Annotated in this window: 17 protein-coding genes and 1 pseudogene; 11 read left to right on the top strand and 7 right to left on the bottom strand. The window is 74.8% G+C overall.

Going from position 1 to position 16,616, the window contains the following annotated elements; genetic code table 11:
* Nucleotides 1-89 precede the first annotated feature (89 nt).
* Complete coding sequence (locus BU52_RS24690) at nt 90-1,433, top strand: helix-turn-helix transcriptional regulator (RefSeq protein ID WP_037938135.1); 1,344 nt, start codon at nt 90-92, stop codon at nt 1,431-1,433.
* A gap of 341 nt (nt 1,434-1,774) precedes the next feature.
* A complete protein-coding gene (locus tag BU52_RS24685; protein WP_037938132.1) occupies nt 1,775-2,530 on the top strand; it encodes a GAF and ANTAR domain-containing protein in 756 nt (251 codons plus the stop codon).
* A gap of 30 nt (nt 2,531-2,560) precedes the next feature.
* Here BU52_RS24685 and BU52_RS24680 read toward each other — a convergent pair whose 3' ends face one another.
* Nucleotides 2,561-3,376, bottom strand: a complete 816-nt coding sequence (locus BU52_RS24680) for a hypothetical protein (protein WP_037938129.1) — start codon at nt 3,374-3,376, stop codon at nt 2,561-2,563.
* A 232-nt stretch (nt 3,377-3,608) separates the two neighbouring features.
* Between BU52_RS24680 and BU52_RS24675 the strand changes: the two genes are divergently transcribed.
* Complete coding sequence (locus BU52_RS24675; RefSeq protein WP_037938128.1) at nt 3,609-5,312, top strand: glycoside hydrolase family 13 protein; 1,704 nt, start codon at nt 3,609-3,611, stop codon at nt 5,310-5,312.
* A 219-nt stretch (nt 5,313-5,531) separates the two neighbouring features.
* Nucleotides 5,532-6,305, top strand: coding sequence for an Ig-like domain-containing protein (locus tag BU52_RS24670; protein ID WP_037938127.1), 774 nt, complete (start codon nt 5,532-5,534; stop codon nt 6,303-6,305).
* On the opposite strand, the gene BU52_RS24665 is transcribed toward BU52_RS24670, so the two are convergent.
* From BU52_RS24665 to BU52_RS24650, 4 genes are all read right to left on the bottom strand, one after another.
* Nucleotides 6,299-6,766, bottom strand: a complete 468-nt coding sequence (locus BU52_RS24665; protein WP_037938125.1) for an FxLYD domain-containing protein — start codon at nt 6,764-6,766, stop codon at nt 6,299-6,301. The two genes, BU52_RS24670 and BU52_RS24665, sit on opposite strands and share 7 nt — an antisense overlap.
* Nucleotide 6,767: 1 nt before the next feature.
* On the bottom strand, nt 6,768-7,139 hold the full coding sequence (locus tag BU52_RS24660) for a DUF6479 family protein (protein WP_037938123.1): 372 nt from the start codon (nt 7,137-7,139) through the stop codon (nt 6,768-6,770).
* Nucleotides 7,140-7,390: 251 nt separating this feature from the next.
* Nucleotides 7,391-7,804: a Fic family protein gene (locus BU52_RS24655; RefSeq protein WP_235216412.1), complete on the bottom strand. Its 414-nt coding sequence runs from the start codon at nt 7,802-7,804 to the stop codon at nt 7,391-7,393.
* A gap of 348 nt (nt 7,805-8,152) precedes the next feature.
* Nucleotides 8,153-9,349: a cytochrome P450 family protein gene (locus BU52_RS24650; RefSeq protein ID WP_037938121.1), complete on the bottom strand. Its 1,197-nt coding sequence runs from the start codon at nt 9,347-9,349 to the stop codon at nt 8,153-8,155.
* 133 nt (nt 9,350-9,482) lie between these two features.
* Here BU52_RS24650 and BU52_RS24645 point away from each other — a divergent pair, with 133 nt between their 5' ends.
* The 3 genes from BU52_RS24645 (at nt 9,483) to BU52_RS24635 (ending at nt 11,166) form a co-directional block, all read left to right on the top strand.
* Complete coding sequence (locus tag BU52_RS24645) at nt 9,483-10,217, top strand: TetR/AcrR family transcriptional regulator (RefSeq protein WP_037938120.1); 735 nt, start codon at nt 9,483-9,485, stop codon at nt 10,215-10,217.
* Nucleotides 10,218-10,385: 168 nt separating this feature from the next.
* On the top strand, nt 10,386-10,721 hold the full coding sequence (locus tag BU52_RS24640; protein ID WP_037938119.1) for a MerR family transcriptional regulator: 336 nt from the start codon (nt 10,386-10,388) through the stop codon (nt 10,719-10,721).
* A 241-nt stretch (nt 10,722-10,962) separates the two neighbouring features.
* Nucleotides 10,963-11,166 (top strand): cold-shock protein, encoded by a 204-nt coding sequence (locus BU52_RS24635; RefSeq protein WP_004985680.1) that lies wholly within the window; start codon nt 10,963-10,965, stop codon nt 11,164-11,166.
* A 264-nt stretch (nt 11,167-11,430) separates the two neighbouring features.
* Here BU52_RS24635 and BU52_RS24630 read toward each other — a convergent pair whose 3' ends face one another.
* A complete protein-coding gene (locus BU52_RS24630) occupies nt 11,431-11,748 on the bottom strand; it encodes an antibiotic biosynthesis monooxygenase family protein (RefSeq protein ID WP_037938116.1) in 318 nt (105 codons plus the stop codon).
* 43 nt (nt 11,749-11,791) lie between these two features.
* Nucleotides 11,792-12,634 carry an SCO2400 family protein gene (locus BU52_RS35345; protein WP_037938114.1) on the bottom strand — a complete coding sequence of 281 codons (843 nt, stop codon included), beginning with the start codon at nt 12,632-12,634 and terminating at the stop codon, nt 11,792-11,794.
* Between the two features lie 314 nt (nt 12,635-12,948).
* On the opposite strand from BU52_RS35345, the gene BU52_RS24620 reads away from it, so the two are divergent.
* The 4 genes and pseudogenes from BU52_RS24620 to BU52_RS24605 form a co-directional block, all read left to right on the top strand.
* Nucleotides 12,949-14,088: a sugar ABC transporter substrate-binding protein gene (locus BU52_RS24620; protein WP_037938113.1), complete on the top strand. Its 1,140-nt coding sequence runs from the start codon at nt 12,949-12,951 to the stop codon at nt 14,086-14,088.
* 103 nt (nt 14,089-14,191) lie between these two features.
* Nucleotides 14,192-14,305: pseudogene (locus BU52_RS34010) on the top strand (DUF4287 domain-containing protein); the annotation flags it as partial.
* An 83-nt stretch (nt 14,306-14,388) separates the two neighbouring features.
* Nucleotides 14,389-15,336, top strand: a complete 948-nt coding sequence (gene sigJ / locus BU52_RS24610; protein WP_037938109.1) for an RNA polymerase sigma factor SigJ — start codon at nt 14,389-14,391, stop codon at nt 15,334-15,336.
* Nucleotides 15,337-15,428: 92 nt separating this feature from the next.
* Nucleotides 15,429-16,616 (top strand): NAD(P)/FAD-dependent oxidoreductase (locus tag BU52_RS24605; RefSeq protein WP_037938107.1); only part of this gene is annotated, 1,188 nt, incomplete at its 3' end.

The raw sequence follows: 16,616 nt of genomic DNA, 5'->3' as shown, positions 1-16,616 counted from the left end.
CGCAACAGCGGTGGGTTAAACACGTTTAACGCGCGGTTTAACCTAGGGGCTGTCGGACGCGAACGGCAAGGGCCGCTGGGGGAGTTGGCATGGGGGAGCGGGACGAGCCCGGAATCATAGGGCGCCGGGTGCAGCAGTTGCGAGTGGAGCGTGGCCTGACCCAGAGACAGCTGGCCGAGCCGGTCTACACGCCTGCCTACATCTCCACGCTGGAGGCCGGGCGGGTGCGCCCCTCCGACGACGCGCTGCGGCATCTCGCCGACCGTCTGGGAGTCGCGTTCGACGAACTGGCGACCGGGCGCCCGGCGCGGCTCGTGACGGAGCTGCGCCTGCGGCTGACCGAGGCGCAGCGCGCGCTCGCCGGCGGCGAGGCGGAGGCGGCCGTGGAGCAGTACACCGGGCTGCTCGCCGAGGCGGAGACGCACGGCCTGACCGGGGAGCGGGCCGCCGCGCTGCTCGGGCTCGGGGAGTGCGCGCTGGAGACCGGGGAGCCGGCCCTGGGCCGCCAGTACTTCGAGCAGGCCGAGGCCGCGCTCGCCGACGCGCCGCTGACCGCACGGGTGCCGGCGCTGCGCGGGCGGGCCGTCGCCCACTACCTCGCGGGGGAGCTGCGGTACGCGGTCCACCTGCTGGAGTCCGCGCTCGACGAACTGAACCGGGGCGGACTGCACGACCCGGACGCGCTGCTGCTGCTCTACTCCGGCGTGATCGGCCCGTACATGGACATGGGCGCGCACGCGCGGGCCGCGCAGGCGGCGGAGTTCGCGCTGGCGCTCGCGCCGCGGTGCGGTGACCCTGCGCTGGTGGCGCGCATGCACCGGTCGGTGGCGCGCACCCTGCTCGCCGAGGGCCGCCTCGCGGAGGCGGACGCCTCGCTGGCCCGGGCCGCGGAGCTGTACCGGGGGCTGCGACTGCGCACGGAGCTGGCCAACTGCCACTGGATGCGCGGGTACGTGTACGCGCAGAACGGCGAACTGGAGCGCGCGGAGGAGGAGATGCGCGAGGCGCTGCACATGCTGTCCGCCACCCGCGCGTCCCTCTACAGCAGCCAGCTGACGGTCGAGCTGGCCGACGTGCTGCACCGGCGCGGCAGCTCGCGGGAGGCGGCGGAGCTGCTGCGGGACGTGCTCGGCGGGCTCTCCCCCGAGCGGGGCGCGGTGCACGCGGCGGCGGCGCACCGGCTGCTCGGGATCATCGCCGAGGACGCCCGCAGGACCGAGGAGGCCGAGGAACACTACGTCCGTGCCATGAGCCTCCTGGAACGCGCGGGTGCGGCCGGCGACCTGGCCGACCTGTGCCGCCTCCTCGGCGACCTCCTGCGGCGCACCGGCCGCGTCGAGGCGGCCCTCGACGCCTACCGCACCGGCCTGGGCCACCGCACGGCCCCGGGCACCACGACCCTGGGCCCGGCCCCGGCACACCCGCCGGTGTGACGCTCGCGTGCCCGCCGCTTGCGGTTCCGGGTGCGCCCGCCCGTGGGACCGGGCCTCGGGGGGCGGCGGGGCGCCTCCCGGCGCGCAGGTGCGTGCCTTCGCTCCGGCGGGACGGGTTCGGCTCCGGTGTACTCGCCGCGCTTCCGGTTCCGGGTGCGCCCGCCCGTGGGTCCGTGCCCCTGACGCGGGCGGCCGGGAGCCTCCGGCAGTGCGGTGCGCCGGCCGCCCCGGCCTCCCCCCCGGTCCCGTGCGGGTGCGACGGCCGTGAGGGGGTGGTGTTTCGGGGGTGGGACGGAGGGTAGTCGGGGGGCGGTTTCGGAGGGTGACGGGAGGCGGTCGGTGTGCGGCCCGGGGACGACCCTGGGGGCGACCCCGACGACCCGGGCCGGGGTATCGGTCACGGGGAGTACGAGCGGGTCGGCGAGGCGGTCTCGGCGGGGCTGCGCGGGGCCGGCCCCGCCGCTGTGCCCGGGCGCCTGTGCGCCGTGGCAGTCGCCCTGCTGCCGGTGGACGGCGCGAGCGTGTCCCTGCGTGGCGACAGCATGCCCGTGCAACTCGGTGCCTCAGGTCCCCGCGCCGCCCGTCTCGCCCAGCTGCAGGCCACCCTGGGGGACGGCCCCTGCTGTCACGTCCTGGCGACCGGCGCTCCCGTGCTGGCCCGCGACCTGACCGCCGACGACTCCGTCCACCGCTGGCCCGTCTTCGCACAGCAGGCGCTCGGCGCCGGCGTACGGGCCGTGTACGCGCTCCCCCTGGGCAGCGGCGGCGTCTGCGTGGGCACCCTCGACCTCTACCGCGACACCCCCGGCGCGCTCACCGACCGCCAGCTCCAGGTGGCCCGGCTGGTGGCCGGTGTCATGACGGTGGCGCTGGTGGACCTGCCCTACGACTCCCGGGACGGCGACGAACCCTGGCTCAGCGGCCTGGCCACCGACCACGACCGTGTCCACCAGGCCGTCGGCATGATCATGGTTCAGCTCGGCATCGGCGCCGACGAGGCGCTGGCCCGCCTGCGCGGCGACGCCTTCGCCCACGGCCGCACCGCCCTGGAGGTGGCCCTCGACGTCGTCTCGCACCGCCGGCGCTTCGAATCCTGACCTGCCGGGTCCGTGTCACCCGTGCGTCGGTCAGACCCGTACCCGCCCCTGGCGGGCGACCTCCGCGAGGCGGTCCGCGCCGAGCTGGGTCATCGCCTGGGTGACCTCCGGCAGGACCGCGCCGAAGCCGCCGTTGGTGAGGGTGATGGCCTCCTCGCCGACCCGGACCACGGCGAGGTGCACGGTCAGGGGCGGCGCCTCGTCACCGGCCTCCCCGGTCACCCGCACGCGCAGGGCCGCCCGCGCGTCGCCCGCCTCCGGCAGGGGGAGTCCGGACACCTCGACGAGATGGGTACCGGCGCCGGTGGTGGTCGCCTCGAAGCGTGCACACGTCTCCGGAAGGGTGCCCAGCCAGGCAAGGACGCGGTCCACGTCGGCCGGACGGTGGGAGGCGGTCTGGTAGCGGAGCTGGGTGTCGTTGTAGGTGTCGTCGAGGGTGGCGGTGGCGCGCGGGCCGGCCGGGGTGCCGAACAGTTCCTCCGTGTAGAGGGCGTCGAGGAGCCGGCGGCAGTCGGGGTTCTCCGTGGTCGCCTTGAGCACGCCGTCCCGCCAGGTCGCCGCGCCCCGGCTCGTCATCCAGGGCTCCCCCAGGTCCGTCTCCGTGATCAGCGCCGCCCGCAGCTGCGCCTCGTTCAGCGCGGGCGGCGACGGCGCCGGCCGCTCACCGGCGGACGCGGCGGAGGACGAGGACGCGGTCGGGGCGGGCGGCGGGGGCTCGGACACGCCCGCGGGCAGACCGCGGGACACCTCCCGGTCGGCGGCCGTGCACGCCGCCGTCGTCAGCAGGGCCGTCACCGACAGCGCGGAGGCGAGGAGGGCGCGCGCGGCGGCCGGGGCATGGGTCATCGGGGTGCCTCCTGAGGGGGACCGGGCCGTCCACGGGCGGACGTGCTCTTACGGCACCACCGAGCCGGACCCCCCACCAGCGCGGCGAGCCGTCCGGGTGAGCCCCACCCGAGCGAGTACACGGCGCTGCCGCGACACCCGGGGGAATCGGTCCCCGCCGCCGGAGTGTTCGCTTTTACGGTGGTGTGGACAGATTCTCCGCCGGTACCCGCACGCACCCAGAGGAGACCGCGTGACCGATCGCATCCCCACGCCCGACCCCCGGCCCCCGCATCCGGCGCCCGCCGCCACGCCCGACCTCTCCTCCCGGAACCCCGACTGGTGGCGGCAGGCGGTCGTCTACCAGATCTACCCCCGCAGCTTCGCCGACGCCGACGGCGACGGGCTCGGTGACCTGCGCGGCGTCACCCGGCGCCTCACCCACCTCGCAGCCCTCGGCGTCGACGCCCTGTGGCTGAGCCCCTTCTACCCCTCCGAGCTCGCCGACGGCGGTTACGACGTCGCCGACCCGCGCGACGTCGACCCGCGCCTGGGCACCCTCGACGACTTCGCCACCATGGTCGCCGAAGCCCACCGGCTCGGCCTGAAGGTGATCGTCGACATCGTCCCCAACCACACCTCCCACCAGCACGTCTGGTTCCAGGAGGCGCTGCGGGCCGGCCCCGGCTCGCCCGCCCGCGACCGCTACGTCTTCCGGGACGGCCGGGGCGAGCGGGGCGAGCTGCCGCCGACCGACTGGCAGTCCGTCTTCGGCGGCAGCGCCTGGCAGCGGGTGCCGGACGGGCAGTGGTACCTGCACCTCTTCGCCGCCGAGCAGCCCGACCTCAACTGGGGGCACCCGGACGTCCGCGCGGACGTCCGCACCACCCTGCGGTTCTGGGCCGACCGCGGTGTCGACGGCTTCCGCGTGGACGTCGCGCACGCCCTGGCCAAGGACCTCGACGAACCGCTGCGCGACCTCGGCGCCCCCGAACTGAGCCGTGAGGGCGCTCTCGCCGATTTCCCGCCCGGCACCCACCCGTTCTACGACCGGGACGAGGTGCACGAGATCTACCGCGACTGGCGCAAGATCCTGGACGCCTACTCCCCGCCCCGCATGGCCGTCGCCGAGGCGTGGGTCCCGGGCGAGCGGCGCGCCCTGTACGCCCGCCCGGACGAACTGGGCCAGGCCTTCAACTTCGAGTACTTGCAGGCCCCGTGGGACGCGGAGGAACTCCGGCAGGTCATCACCGACTCGCTGGCGACCGCGCACGCGGCCGGTGCCTCGGCGACCTGGGTGCTGTCCAACCACGACGTGGTCCGGCACGCCTCCCGGCTGATGCTGCCGCCGGACACGGACGAGAACGCCTGGCTGCTGTCCGGCGGCCGCGCCCCCGCCGTCGACCAGGACGCCGGGCTGCGCCGGGCCCGCGCCGCCACCCTGCTGATGCTGGCGCTGCCCGGCTCCGCGTACGTCTACCAAGGCGAGGAACTCGGCCTGCCCGAGGTCGCGGACCTGCCCACCGAGGTCCTGCAGGACCCGATCTGGGAGCAGACGGGGCACGTCCGCAAGGGCCGCGACGGATGCCGGGTGCCGCTGCCGTGGACGACGACCGGACCGTCGTACGGCTTCGGGGCGGGCGGCGCCTGGCTGCCGCAGCCGCCCTCCTTCGCCGCGTACGCCGTCGAGGCGCAGGACGGGGTGGAGGGCTCGACCCTGGAGCTGTACCGCACGTCGCTGCGGCTGCGCCGCAAGCTGCTGGACGGCGAGACGCTGACCTGGGCGGAGGACACCCCGGCCGGGGTCCTGCAGTTCGACCGCGGCGACGGCTGGCGCTGCGTGGCCAATCTGTCCTCCGCCCCCGTCTCCCTCCCGGCGGGCGAGGTCCTGCTGACCAGTTCCCCCCTGGAGGACGGCCGCCTCGGCCCCGACACGACGGCCTGGCTCGGCCGCTGAACCGGCCACCGCGCTCCCTGCCGTCGCCGGGCCCGGTCGACGGCAGGGGGGCGGCGGGCTCCCAGGTTCCGCCCCCCGTACACCCTCACGGGCGCGGAACCTGGGAGTTCCGTGCGGCGGCCACCCGTACGGCCGCGCAGTGCGGGCGGGCCACACGGACACCGCGTCAGAATCGGTCCCAGGTGTGTCCGCGACGGATGTACAGGGAGCCCGCCGACGATGAACAGGTCCAGCAAGACAGCCGCCGCCGCGCTGACCGCGGCCGGGGTCCTCGTGGGAGTCTGGCTGCCGGCCGGGACGTCCGCCGCCGCCGACGGCCCCGCTCCGGCGGCGCGGGCGCGGGTGCTGTGGGGCGACGTGACGATCCCGCCGGGCCACGACGGCATCGTGGAGGCCGCGGGCTTCACGGATCCCCTGCCCGGCCCCGGGTCCACGCTGACGCTGACCGCGCCCGCCGGGGCCCGGGTGACGGGCGTCCCCCTGGACGCCCCCGGTTACCGGGGCGTGGTGGCCGCCGACGGCAGTGGCGCCGTCTACACCGCGGACTCGGCGCGGCGGCCGTGGCGGGACGCCGCCTTCCCGTTCGTGCTGGCGGTGCCGGCGGACGCGGTGCCGGGGACCCGGCTGAGCGGCTGTGTCCTGAGGCTCGCGGACGGCAGGGGCGTGGTCACGGCGACCGGCGGCTGCCAGGTGACCGTGGGGCTCGCCTCCCCGGCCCTGACCCGCCCGGAGTCCGGGGTGCCCCTGGACGCACGGCCGGTGATCGCCGGTACGGCCCACCCGGGTGCCCAGATCACGGTCTCCGACCAGGACGGCGCCGAGGTGTGCACCGACACCGCCGGGTCCGACGGCCACTGGACCTGCACCCCCGCCCAGGCGCTGCCCGACGGACCCAACCGGCTCCAGGCCACGGCCGCCCTGAACGGGGTGAGCGCGGCCGGCGAGCAGATCCAGATCACCGTGGGGGACGCCGCGGCTCCGGTGCCTCAGTAGCGCGCCGCCCGCGCCACCTCCGGGCGGGCGCCGGAGGGCACGTCGCGCGTGCCGCGCGCGGTGGCCTGCGCGGACTCGCCCGCCGCCACGTCGTCCACGGTCACCAGGGCCACGTCCACCAGGTCGCCGTCCGCGTCCCTGAAGTCGACCTCCACGAGGAACGAACGCGTGGAGTCGTCGGTGTTGCGCACGGTGACCCCGACCGAGGTCCGGCCGTCCGCGGGCACGGTCGGGGAGCCGAGGGTGACGTCGTCCGTGACGTCGAGGCCCCGCGTGAACTCCTCCAGCCCGCGCCCGGCCTCGGCCGTCGCCGACTCCCACAGCTCCGTGGCCCGGGACGCCGCGGACGACGCGGGCGGCTCGGCCCCGTTCCCGTCGTCCGCGCAGCCGGCCGCACCGCCGACGAGGAGCGCCGCCAGCGCAGCCGCTCCGGCGGCCCCGCGGGTGCGTGCCCCGGCCATGTCAGACGTGCCCCGGGCCCCCGCTGCCGAAGGCCCCGCTGCCCCCGGGCAGCCAGCGCTTGCGGTTCTGGTCCTTGCCCGTCCTGGTGGCGGAGTGATGGAGCTCGTAGGGCATGAGCCGTGAGCCGCCCCTCTCGACCTTCGGCATCTCGTCCGGCTCCCGCATCTCCCGCATCTCGTGGACCGCGCCGCCGTCCGGCAGCCTCGGCTGCTCCTCGGGTTTGGGGCGGGGCTCCTCCTGGTCCATGTAGCGCATCCCCACCCGTACGGCCCAGATCAGCGCGCCGGCCACGATCATCCCGCCGATGAAGGCCGCGAGGACGCCCCACCGTTGCTGACTCGCAGCGAGTTGTACGTACGTTGCCGTGTCCATGTTTCCGAGTATGGGCGAAGAAATGAGATAAAGCGCCCGGAATGCCCGGATTCACGGAGGTGGGGGGCGGGCCCTCGTTCGGCCCGTCCCGGCGGGCGGCCGGCCCCGCCGCGTGGCAGATTGCGGCCAGAGGGAAGGCCGGGACGGGCCGTCGCGTCCCCACGTGTGCAGCTCGGGGCCCGGCCCGGCCTTCCCGCGCGGCCTCCCCGGCGGCCGGCGCCGCGCGCCCGTCCGAGGCGCGCGGTCCCCCGTCACCGGATGAGGATCGTCACCAGGACCGCCAGGTCGGCGGCCCCGTCCGGGTCGTCCGCGTAGCGGACGGTCCGCAGCGGCCCCACCTTGTGCAGGGTGACCGACTCGCGGGCCAGGACGAAGGCGAGGGCGAGCAGGGCGGCGCGCGCGTTGCCGTCGTCGAAGGGGTGGAAGAAGGCCACGTCCAGGCAGGCGCGGGCGGCGCGGGCGGGCAGCGGGACGCCGGGGCCGTCGGCCTCCGCCGGACAGCGGGCGAAGACCGCCGGGGTGTGCGGGGTCAGCGCGCAGCGTTCGCGCCCGGCCTTGGCGTGGGCGTCGCCCGTGCGGAAGGGCGGGGGCCCGGGTGTACCGAGGACCTGCCGCTGCCACCCGGACAGCAGGGAGAAGGTGAGCGGCGGGCGCGGGCGCCGCACCGCGTCGGAGCGGACGGCCGCGTCTCGACGAACAGGTCGGTCAGCCGCCGTTCGCAGCGCCGTTCGTCCGTCCACCTGCCCTCCCCGCCGGTCCGTACGGGCGGTACGCGCACGGCGACCCGTGCCGTGATGCGGGCCTCCTCCGCCGCGTCCCAGGGGAAGGGGATGCGCGCCGGGTCGACCTCGGGCCAGGTGAGGGGGCGGTACGCGGACGGTGCGGTGGACGGTTCGGGTGACGTGGCGGCCTCCGTGGCTGCGGTGGCGGGCGGGTCCGTGCGTACGGCGCAGTCTCGCGCCTCACCGTCGTACACGCCTCCGCATTACGGTGCCCGCGGGGTGTGTTGTCGGTCAGCCCAGGCGCAGCGGCAGCGTGGTGAGGCCCCGCAGCAGCGTGCTCGTGCGCCAGGTGAGGTCCTCCGGGGCGGTGGCGAGGGCGAGGCCCGGGTGCCGCTGGAGGAGGAGGCGGAGGGCGACGGTGGCCTCCACGCGGGCGAGCGGGGCGCCGAGGCAGTGGTGCGCGCCGTGTCCGAAGGCCAGGTGGCCCCGGGGGCGGCGGGTGACGTCGAAGCGGTCGGGGTCCGGGAAGGCGAGCGGGTCGCGGGAGGCCGCGGCCAGGGAGACGAGCACCGCGTCACCGGCGGCCACCCGGGTACCGGCGAGTTCCAGCGGCTCCGCCGCGAAACGGAACGCGCCCGCGTGGACCGGGGAGTTGTAGCGCAGCGACTCCTCGACCGCGGCGCCGGTCAGGTCCGGGTCGGCGCGCAGCAGGGCCAGCTGGTCGGGGTGGGTCAGCAGGCTGTGCACCGTCGCGGAGATCAGGTCGACCGTGGTCTCGTGGCCGGCCACGAGGAGCAGGAAGGCCATGCCGAGCAGTTCCTCCGGGGCGAGGCGGGCCCCGTCGTCCGGCGCGCCGGCGGCCGTGGTCAGCTCCCCGAGCAGGGAGTCGTCCGGTGTGCGGCTCTTCTCGGCGACGAGTCCGGTGAGGTAGCCGGTGAGCGCCGCGGCCGAGGCGGCGGCGGCCTCCTCGCCGGTCGGTACGACCAGCTCGTTCGACCAGGTGTGGAATGCCGCGCGGTCGGCCTCGGGCACGCCGAGGAGATCGCAGATCACGGTGACCGGCAGCGGCAGCGCGTAACCGCTCACCAGGTCGGCGGTGCCCGTCCGCGGCAGCCGGTCCAGCAACTCGCGCGCCACGGTCTCGATGCGCGGCCGCAGGGCGGCGATCCGGCCCGGTGTGAAGCGGCCCGCCACCAGCCGCCGCAGCCGGGTGTGGTCCGGCGGGTCGCTCTGCAGCATGTTGCGGCCGACGGCGTGGCCGCCGTCGGTCTCCCACCCGGCGGAGTGCCGGATGTCGTTGCGCAGCCGGGGGTCGGTCAGCGCGGCCCGCACCGCCTCCCACGTCACCACCAGCCAGGCGTCCCCGCTCCCCGGCACGTGGACGCGGTGCACCGGGCCCTCGGCCCGCAGGGCCGCGAGGACCGGGAACGGCTCGGCTGCCAGGTCGTGGCCCCGCGGGGCCAGCTCCTCCAGGGTGGGCGCGCGCACGTCGCCGTCCTCTCCGTGCCGTGACACTCCTGTGCCCGGTACCGACGCATTAAATGGGGAGTGGTCCCCACTTCGTCCGCCGACGATAGCATCCGGTCGGGGAGCGCTCCCCGCTTTCGTACGGAGGACGACGATGACCGTCGGTGAAGAGCCCACCGCGCCCGGCCCCGCCGCCCCGCCGCCCCGGCAGCGGCGTGACGCGCGGCGCAACCGGGACCGGCTGGTGGAGGCCGCGCACGCGGTCTTCTCCGAGCAGGGGCTCGACGCCCCGCTGGACGTGATCGCGCGCCGGGCGGGGGTGGGCAACGCGACGCTCTACCGGCACTTCCCCACCCGTGCCGCCCTCGTCGACGCCGTCTTCCGTGACCAGCTGACCGGCACCATGGCGGCAGGCGAACGCGCCCGGATTGCCCCGGACGCCTGGGCGGGCCTGACCGGCTACCTCCGCGCCGTCTTCGCCACTCTTGCGGCCGACCGCGGCACCAACGACCTCATGACCACCCGTCTGCCGGACGTCGAGGCCCTCCAGGCCGTCCACGCGCACAACCGCAGGACCGTGGAACTGCTGCTGGAGCGGGCGCGCGCGCAGGGCACCGTGCGCCCCGACGTCACCACCGAGGACCTGCTGTTCGCCCTCGCCGCCCTCGGCCGCGCCGTCCCGCCGCTGACCACGGCCACCACCCACGACGCCTGGCACCGCCCCCTCGCCCTGTTCCTCGACGGACTGCGCGCCACCCCTACGGCTCCGCCCGGCCCGCTTCCCGGCAGCGCTCTCACCGAGACCGAACTCGGCGACGTGCTCGGCGCGATGGGTCCGCATCGCACCACCCGGCCGGCCGAGGACGCGAGGGGGAAGGGCGGGGCGTGACCGGGGGGCGGGAGAAAGCGCCTGACGCCCCTCACGTTCCGCCCCCGGGGCCCACCACGACATCTGCTGCAGCCACGGCAGATTTTCCACCGGGCCGACTAGAGTTCCCCCGCGGGGAACCCGTCCCCGTGGCGGACCGTGCCCACCGTGGTCCGCGGGAAGGTGCGTATGCCCTCGGAATCCGTCGCCGGCCGGCTCGACGACGACCACTTCCCGGCCTACACCATGGGCAGGGCCGCCGAGCTGGTCGGAGCCGCACCCGCGTTCCTCCGCGCCCTGGGCGAGGCGCGGCTGATCACCCCGACGCGCTCGGAAGGCGGCCACCGCCGCTACTCGCGCCACCAGCTGAGGCTGGCCGTCCGGGCCCGCGAACTGGTCGACCAGGGCACCCCGCTCGACGCCGCGTGCCGCATCGTCAGTCTCGAGGAGCGGCTGGAACGGGCCGAACGGGCGAACGAGGAGCTCCGTCGGCGGGAGGCGGACGCGGTCCGGGGACACCGGTGAAAATCTGTTACCGCCGGACCAGAATTTCCGCTCCCGTTGCAGAAAATCTCTTTCCCTAAACACGCCGTCGGTGTTTTATGCCAGTGATTTTCCTCGCTTGCCGCGGCTATTTTCCATGCTAGGCTGACGCCAGTTGCAGTTGTGGTTGCCAGTTTGCTACCGGGTCTCCGGGCAGGTGATCATCGCGACGATGTAGGGATTCGTAAAGTGCGAGTTCCGACACTGTCTCAGGAGATTTGATATGGCCACCGGTACGGTGAAGTGGTTCAACTCGGAAAAGGGCTTCGGCTTCATCGAGCAGGACGGCGGCGGCGCTGACGTGTTCGCCCACTACTCGAACATCGCCACCTCGGGCTTCCGTGAGCTCCAGGAAGGCCAGAAGGTGACCTTCGACGTCACCCAGGGCCAGAAGGGCCCGCAGGCGGAGAACATCGTCCCCGCCTGACCTGCACGCAGGGTTTGAAGAGCAGGGGTTCGCACTTCGGTGCGGGCCCCTGCTCTTCGTTTTCCGTTCGCCTATTCCGCGGAGCACCTGACGTGTGACGCATGTTGATCAGTACCGAGATCGGCGAGGAAGCGAGGCCCTCCCGGCCGCGGAGCGGGCGATGCCGGCCGACTGGCTGGTCCGCAGCACCACCGGTGGCCGGCGCATCCGGGCCGGCGTCCCCCGCGGCTGGAGAGTGGGGGACAAGACCGGCACCGCGTGCGGTCAGCCCTGCCGGGGCGCGGCCTGCTGGACCACCTCGAAGGACCACAGGGTGGCGTCCGTGGCCGCCGGGCGCGGCCTCTCGCCCTGCTCCCCGTGCGCGGCCTGGCCCCGGCCGGCCATCCAGCGCTGGAAGTCCTCCTCGGTCCGCCAGCGGGTGTACACGAGGTAGGTGTCGGTGCCCTCCACCGGACGGAGCAACTCGAACCACTCGAAGCCGTCGGAGTTCTCCACCGCCCCCGCCCGCGCGGCGAACCGCTGCTCCAGCGTCTCGCGCTGCTCTGCGGGGACCGTGAGTACGTTGATCTTGACGATGCTCATGCCCCGATTGTTCCGCAGGAGCGGCACGGGGCGCGCGTAAGGGTCAGCCGAGGCAGATCACCAGGAGGCAGAGCCGGGAGGAGTCCGGTTCGGTGGCCGACGGGGTGGAGGGAGCGGGCTGGGAGCCGTCGCCCTGGTCCGTGCCTCCGGTGGCGTCGCCGGAGCCGTCGCCGCTCCCGGCGGCCGGGGGTGGCGACGCCGGACGGGTGACCGTACCGGAGCCGGTGTCCGGGCTCGCGTCCGCGTCCGCGCTCCCGCCCGCGTCCGAACGCGCGCCGGAGCGGGAGACGGAGTCCGGGGTGGTCGTCCGCGGCCGGGACGTGACGTCCGTGAGCGGGACGGAAGGGCCGTCCGTGTGGGGGCGGGACGGGGCGGTGGGCGCCGGGGCGGTGCCGGCCGGCGTCCGGCCCTCGTCGTCCGTGGGGTGCGACGGACGCGTGCGGTCCTCGGAGGCGTCCGGGGAGCCCGGGCCGGTCGCGGAGTCCGCGGGCCCCGTGGCGCCGCCCATGCCCTCGTGGTCGGGTGCCGCGGCGGCCTGGGCGCGGTCCCCGGTGCCCCGGTCCGTCGAGGCGAGGGTCAGTCCACCGCCCACGAGGGCCACGGCCGTGGCGACCAGGGCGCGCCGCTGGGTCTTCTTCCAGCGGGCCCGCTGCCGCCTCCGCGCCGCCCGGCCCGTACCGGAGGAAGCGGGCGTCCCGCACGGCACGTCACCGGGGCGCGGGGCGGGGGGAGTGACGGGTGCGGTGGGCTCGGCCGCCGCGGTCGCCGTACCGGGAACGGCGCGGCCGCCGATGACGCCGGGCGCGATGTCGGGGGCGTAGGCGCCGCAGCCCGGGCAGACCAGGGCGCCGTTGAGGTGCCGGCGACACGTGGAGCAGTAGTCCATCCGCTGTCTTCCTGTGTCTTCCTGAGTTGACGTACCGTCCGCCCGGAAGGCGACCGGTCCGGAGCAGGGGACAGCAACGCTAGCCAGGGCCCCGGCGCACTGTGTGCAGCCCGTGTGCCTCTCCTGCGCACATTCTCTGCGCACCGCGCGAGAAGGTCGTGAGCGCCGGGGCCGCACCCCCTCACAATGGACACACTGCTGAGCAACATTCAGGGCGGAGGCGGGAGTTGGTCTTGACGTCGCACCGTGGTGCCGCGTCGGCCGTCCAGCCGCCCGGTCGCCCTCGCCGCACGCCCGCCCGGAAGGCACCTCACGTGAACCCCCGCACCACTCCCTCCCCCACCGCCGTACGCCGCTGTGTCCTGCTCCTGACCGCCACGCTGTCGGCCCTCTCGCTGACCGGGTGCGGCCTCTTCGGCGCGACCGGCGGCGACGACGCGGAACGGGGCCCCAGGAGTTACGACATCACCGTGGGCCTGCTGCTGCCCGACCGGGACACGGCGCGTTTCGAGAAGTTCGACTACCCGCTGATCAAGGAGCGGATCGCCTCCCTCACCGACAAGCAGGGCAAGGTCGTCTACGCGAACGCCGAGGGCAGCAGCACCAGGCAGAGCGAGCAGTTCGGGAAGCTGATCGCCGACGGCGTCGACGTGGTCCTGGTGAACGCGGTGGACGCCAAGGCCGTCGCGCCGGACGTGGAGAAGGCGAAGAAGGCGGGCATACCCGTCATCGCCTACGACCGTCTCGCCGAGGGCCCGATCGACGCCTACGTCTCGCACGACAACGAACTCGTCGGCCAGGTGCAGGGCCGTGCCCTGGTGAACGCGCTCGGCGAGAACGCCGAGAACAGCAAGGTCGTCATGATGAACGGTGAGCCCGCCGACCCGAACACGGCGCTGTTCAAGAAGGGCGCGCTCGGCGAGCTGGAAGGCAAGGTGGACATCGCCAAGTCGTACGACACGGAGAAGTGGCTGCCCGAGGTCGCCGCGGAGAACATGCGCAAGGCGCTCAAGGAGATCGGCGCGGGCAACGTCGCCGCCGTCTACTCGGCGAACGACGGCATGGCCGGTGCCGTCATCGAGGCGCTGGGGGACGCGGGCGTCACCGACCTGCCGCCGGTCACCGGGCAGGACGCGGACCTCGCGGCCGTGCAGCGGATCGTCGCGGGCACGCAGTACATGACCGTGTACAAGTCCTTCCTGCTGGAGGCGACGGGTGCCGCGGACATGGCGGTGGCCAAGGTGCAGGACCGCTCGATCCAGTTCGACGCCCTCGCCCGGGACCGCATCGACAGCCCGACGCGCAAGGACGTCCCGGCGATGCTGGTCCCTGTGGTCGCCCTCACGAGGGAGAACATCGAGGACACGGTGATCGAGGACGGCGTCTACACCGCCAAGGACATCTGCACCCAGGCCTACGCGACGGCCTGCGCGGAGATCGGCCTGACCTCGTAGCGCGCGGCGGGGTGACGCGGCTCACAGCCCCGTGCCGATCGGTTCCGTCCCGCTCGCCGGTCCTCCCTGACGGGAAGAGACCACCAGCGAGAGAAGGACGTGCCGCGCCTCGCCGCTGACCCGGCACATGGAGCTGGTCGCCTGGCTCAAGAGCGAACACGGCCTGGGTCACGGTCACGCGAACGCCCTCGTCGCCCACACCCTCGCCGAGGACAGCGACCCGCGGACGCAGCGCGGCGCACCCGTTCAGCGGGGGCCGCCCCGCGGCCGTCCCGTGCCGTCGGCGTTAGGATCCGGGGCATGGCCCTGAGCGTGAGCGACGTGGAGCGGTTCATGGCCGTCCGGCCCCGGCTGGAGGCCATCGCCTACCGGCTGCTCGGCTCGGCGGGCGAGGCCGAGGATGCCGTCCAGGAGACGTTTCTGCGGTGGCAGGGCGCCGACGTCGACCGCATCAAAGTGCCCGAGGCCTGGCTGACGAAGGTGCTCACCAACCTGTGCCTCAACCAGCTCACCTCGGCCCGCGCGCGGCGCGAGACCTACGTGGGGCAGTGGCTCCCCGAGCCGCTGATCGCCGGGGACCCGATGCTGGGCCCCGCCGACACCGCCGAACAGCGGGAGTCGGTGTCGTACGCGGTCCTCGTCCTGCTGGAGCGGCTCACCCCGGCCGAGCGCGCGGTGTACGTCCTGCGGGAGGCCTTCGGCTACACGCACTGGGAGATCGCCGAGATCCTCGACCTCACCGAGGCGGCCAGCCAGCAGATCCTCCACCGCGCCAAGAAGCACGTCGCTCAGGGCAGGGCCCGTACGGAGATCGACGAGGCCGCCGCCCGGCGGATCGTCGACGAGTTCCTCGCGGCCGCCACCAGTGGCCGGACCGAGCCGCTGGTGCGGCTGCTGACCCAGGACGCCGTCGCGGTCGGCGACGGCGGCGGCAAGGTCCCGGCGCGCGCCAAGGCGTTCGAGGGCGCGCTCGCGGTCGCGACGTTCGTGCGGGGCCTGTTCACGCCCGGGAAGGCCAAGCGGGCCCTGGTCGGTGGCTCCCCCGAGGTCTACGCCACGACCGCCAACGGGGACCCGGCCGTCGTGGCGGTCGTCGACGGCCGGGTCGTCGGCGTCATGTGCCTGGAGGTCACCGCCGAGGGCATCGCCGCCGTCCGGAGCCAGGTCAACCCCGACAAGCTCGAACGGGTGATCGAGAGGTGGGCGGCGGCCGACCACGGGGAACCTCTGGTCCGCGCCGCCTTCTGACCGAGGTGTGACCGGCCTCACGTTCCGCTCCTGTCAGGAAACGGCGGCCCGCCCGGTTCAAGGGGCGAACCCACCGACGACAGGAGCCAGCCATGCAGCAGCACCGCATCATCGTCCTCGGGGCCGGCTACACCGGAGCCTTCGCCGCCGGCCGTCTCGCCAGGCGGCTGCGCCGGGAGGACGTCTCCGTCACCCTGGTCAACGCCGAGCCGGACTTCGTCGAACGCGTCCGCAACCACGAGCTCGCGGCCGGCCGGCCGCTCAGGCAGCGGCCGCTCGCCGGGATGCTCGCGGGCACCGGCGTGGAGCTGAGGCTCGCGCGGGTCACCGGCGTCGACGTCGACCGAGGGACCGTCGCCGTCCGTGACGCGGACGGCGACGGCGAACTGGAGTACGACACGCTCGTCTACGCCCTCGGCAGCCGGTGGAACGACCAGTCGGTCCCCGGTGCCGCCGAGCACGCCCACGAGATCGCCGGACGCCCCGGGGCGCTGCGGGTGCGCGAGCGCCTCGCCCGCCTGGACGCCGGGCAGCACGTCGTCGTGGTCGGCGGCGGTCTCACCGGGATCGAGGCCGCGACCGAGATCGCCGAGGCCCGCCCGGACCTCGACGTGGCCCTCGCCGCCCGCGGCGGACTCGGCGACTGGCTCTCGCCCAGGGGCCGCGCTCACCTGCGGAAGGTCTTCGACCGGCTCGGCATCACCGTGCACGAGCACACCGACGTCACCGCCGTGGCCGCCGGCCGCGTCACCACCTCCGAGGGCGGCTTGCTCCCGGCCGCGCTCACCGTGTGGACCACCGGCTTCGCCGTCCACCCGATCGCGCGGGCCACCGGCCTGGAGGTCACCGGCACCGGCCAGATCGTGGTGGACGGGACCATGCGCTCGGTCTCGCACCCCGACGTGTACGCCATCGGCGACGCGGCCATGGTCACGGGACCCGGCGGCAAGCCGCTGCGCATGTCGTGCGCCTCGGGCACCCCCACCGCGTGGCAGGCCGCCGACGCCATCGCGGCACGGCTGACCGGCGGGAAGCTCCCGAACGTGCCGATCCGCTACTTCAACCAGTGCATCTCGCTGGGCCGCGGCGAAGGGCTCATCCAGTACGTCACCGCCGACGACCGCGCGGTCGGCGCGGCCCTGACCGGACGGCTCGCCGCCGTGTACAAGGAACTGGTCTGCAAGGGCGCCGCCTGGGCCGTGGCCCACCCGACGTTCGGACTGCCGGCCCGCCGCCGCGCCGTACGGGTCCCGGCCGTCGCGGCCGCCGCCGCCCCGGCC

The sequence above is a fragment of the Streptomyces toyocaensis genome, from assembly GCF_000725125.1.
Taxonomy (GTDB): Bacteria; Actinomycetota; Actinomycetes; order Streptomycetales; family Streptomycetaceae; genus Streptomyces; species Streptomyces toyocaensis.
The sequence above is the reverse complement of the archived record's forward strand: the minus strand, read 5'-3'. Positions and strand labels throughout refer to the sequence as shown.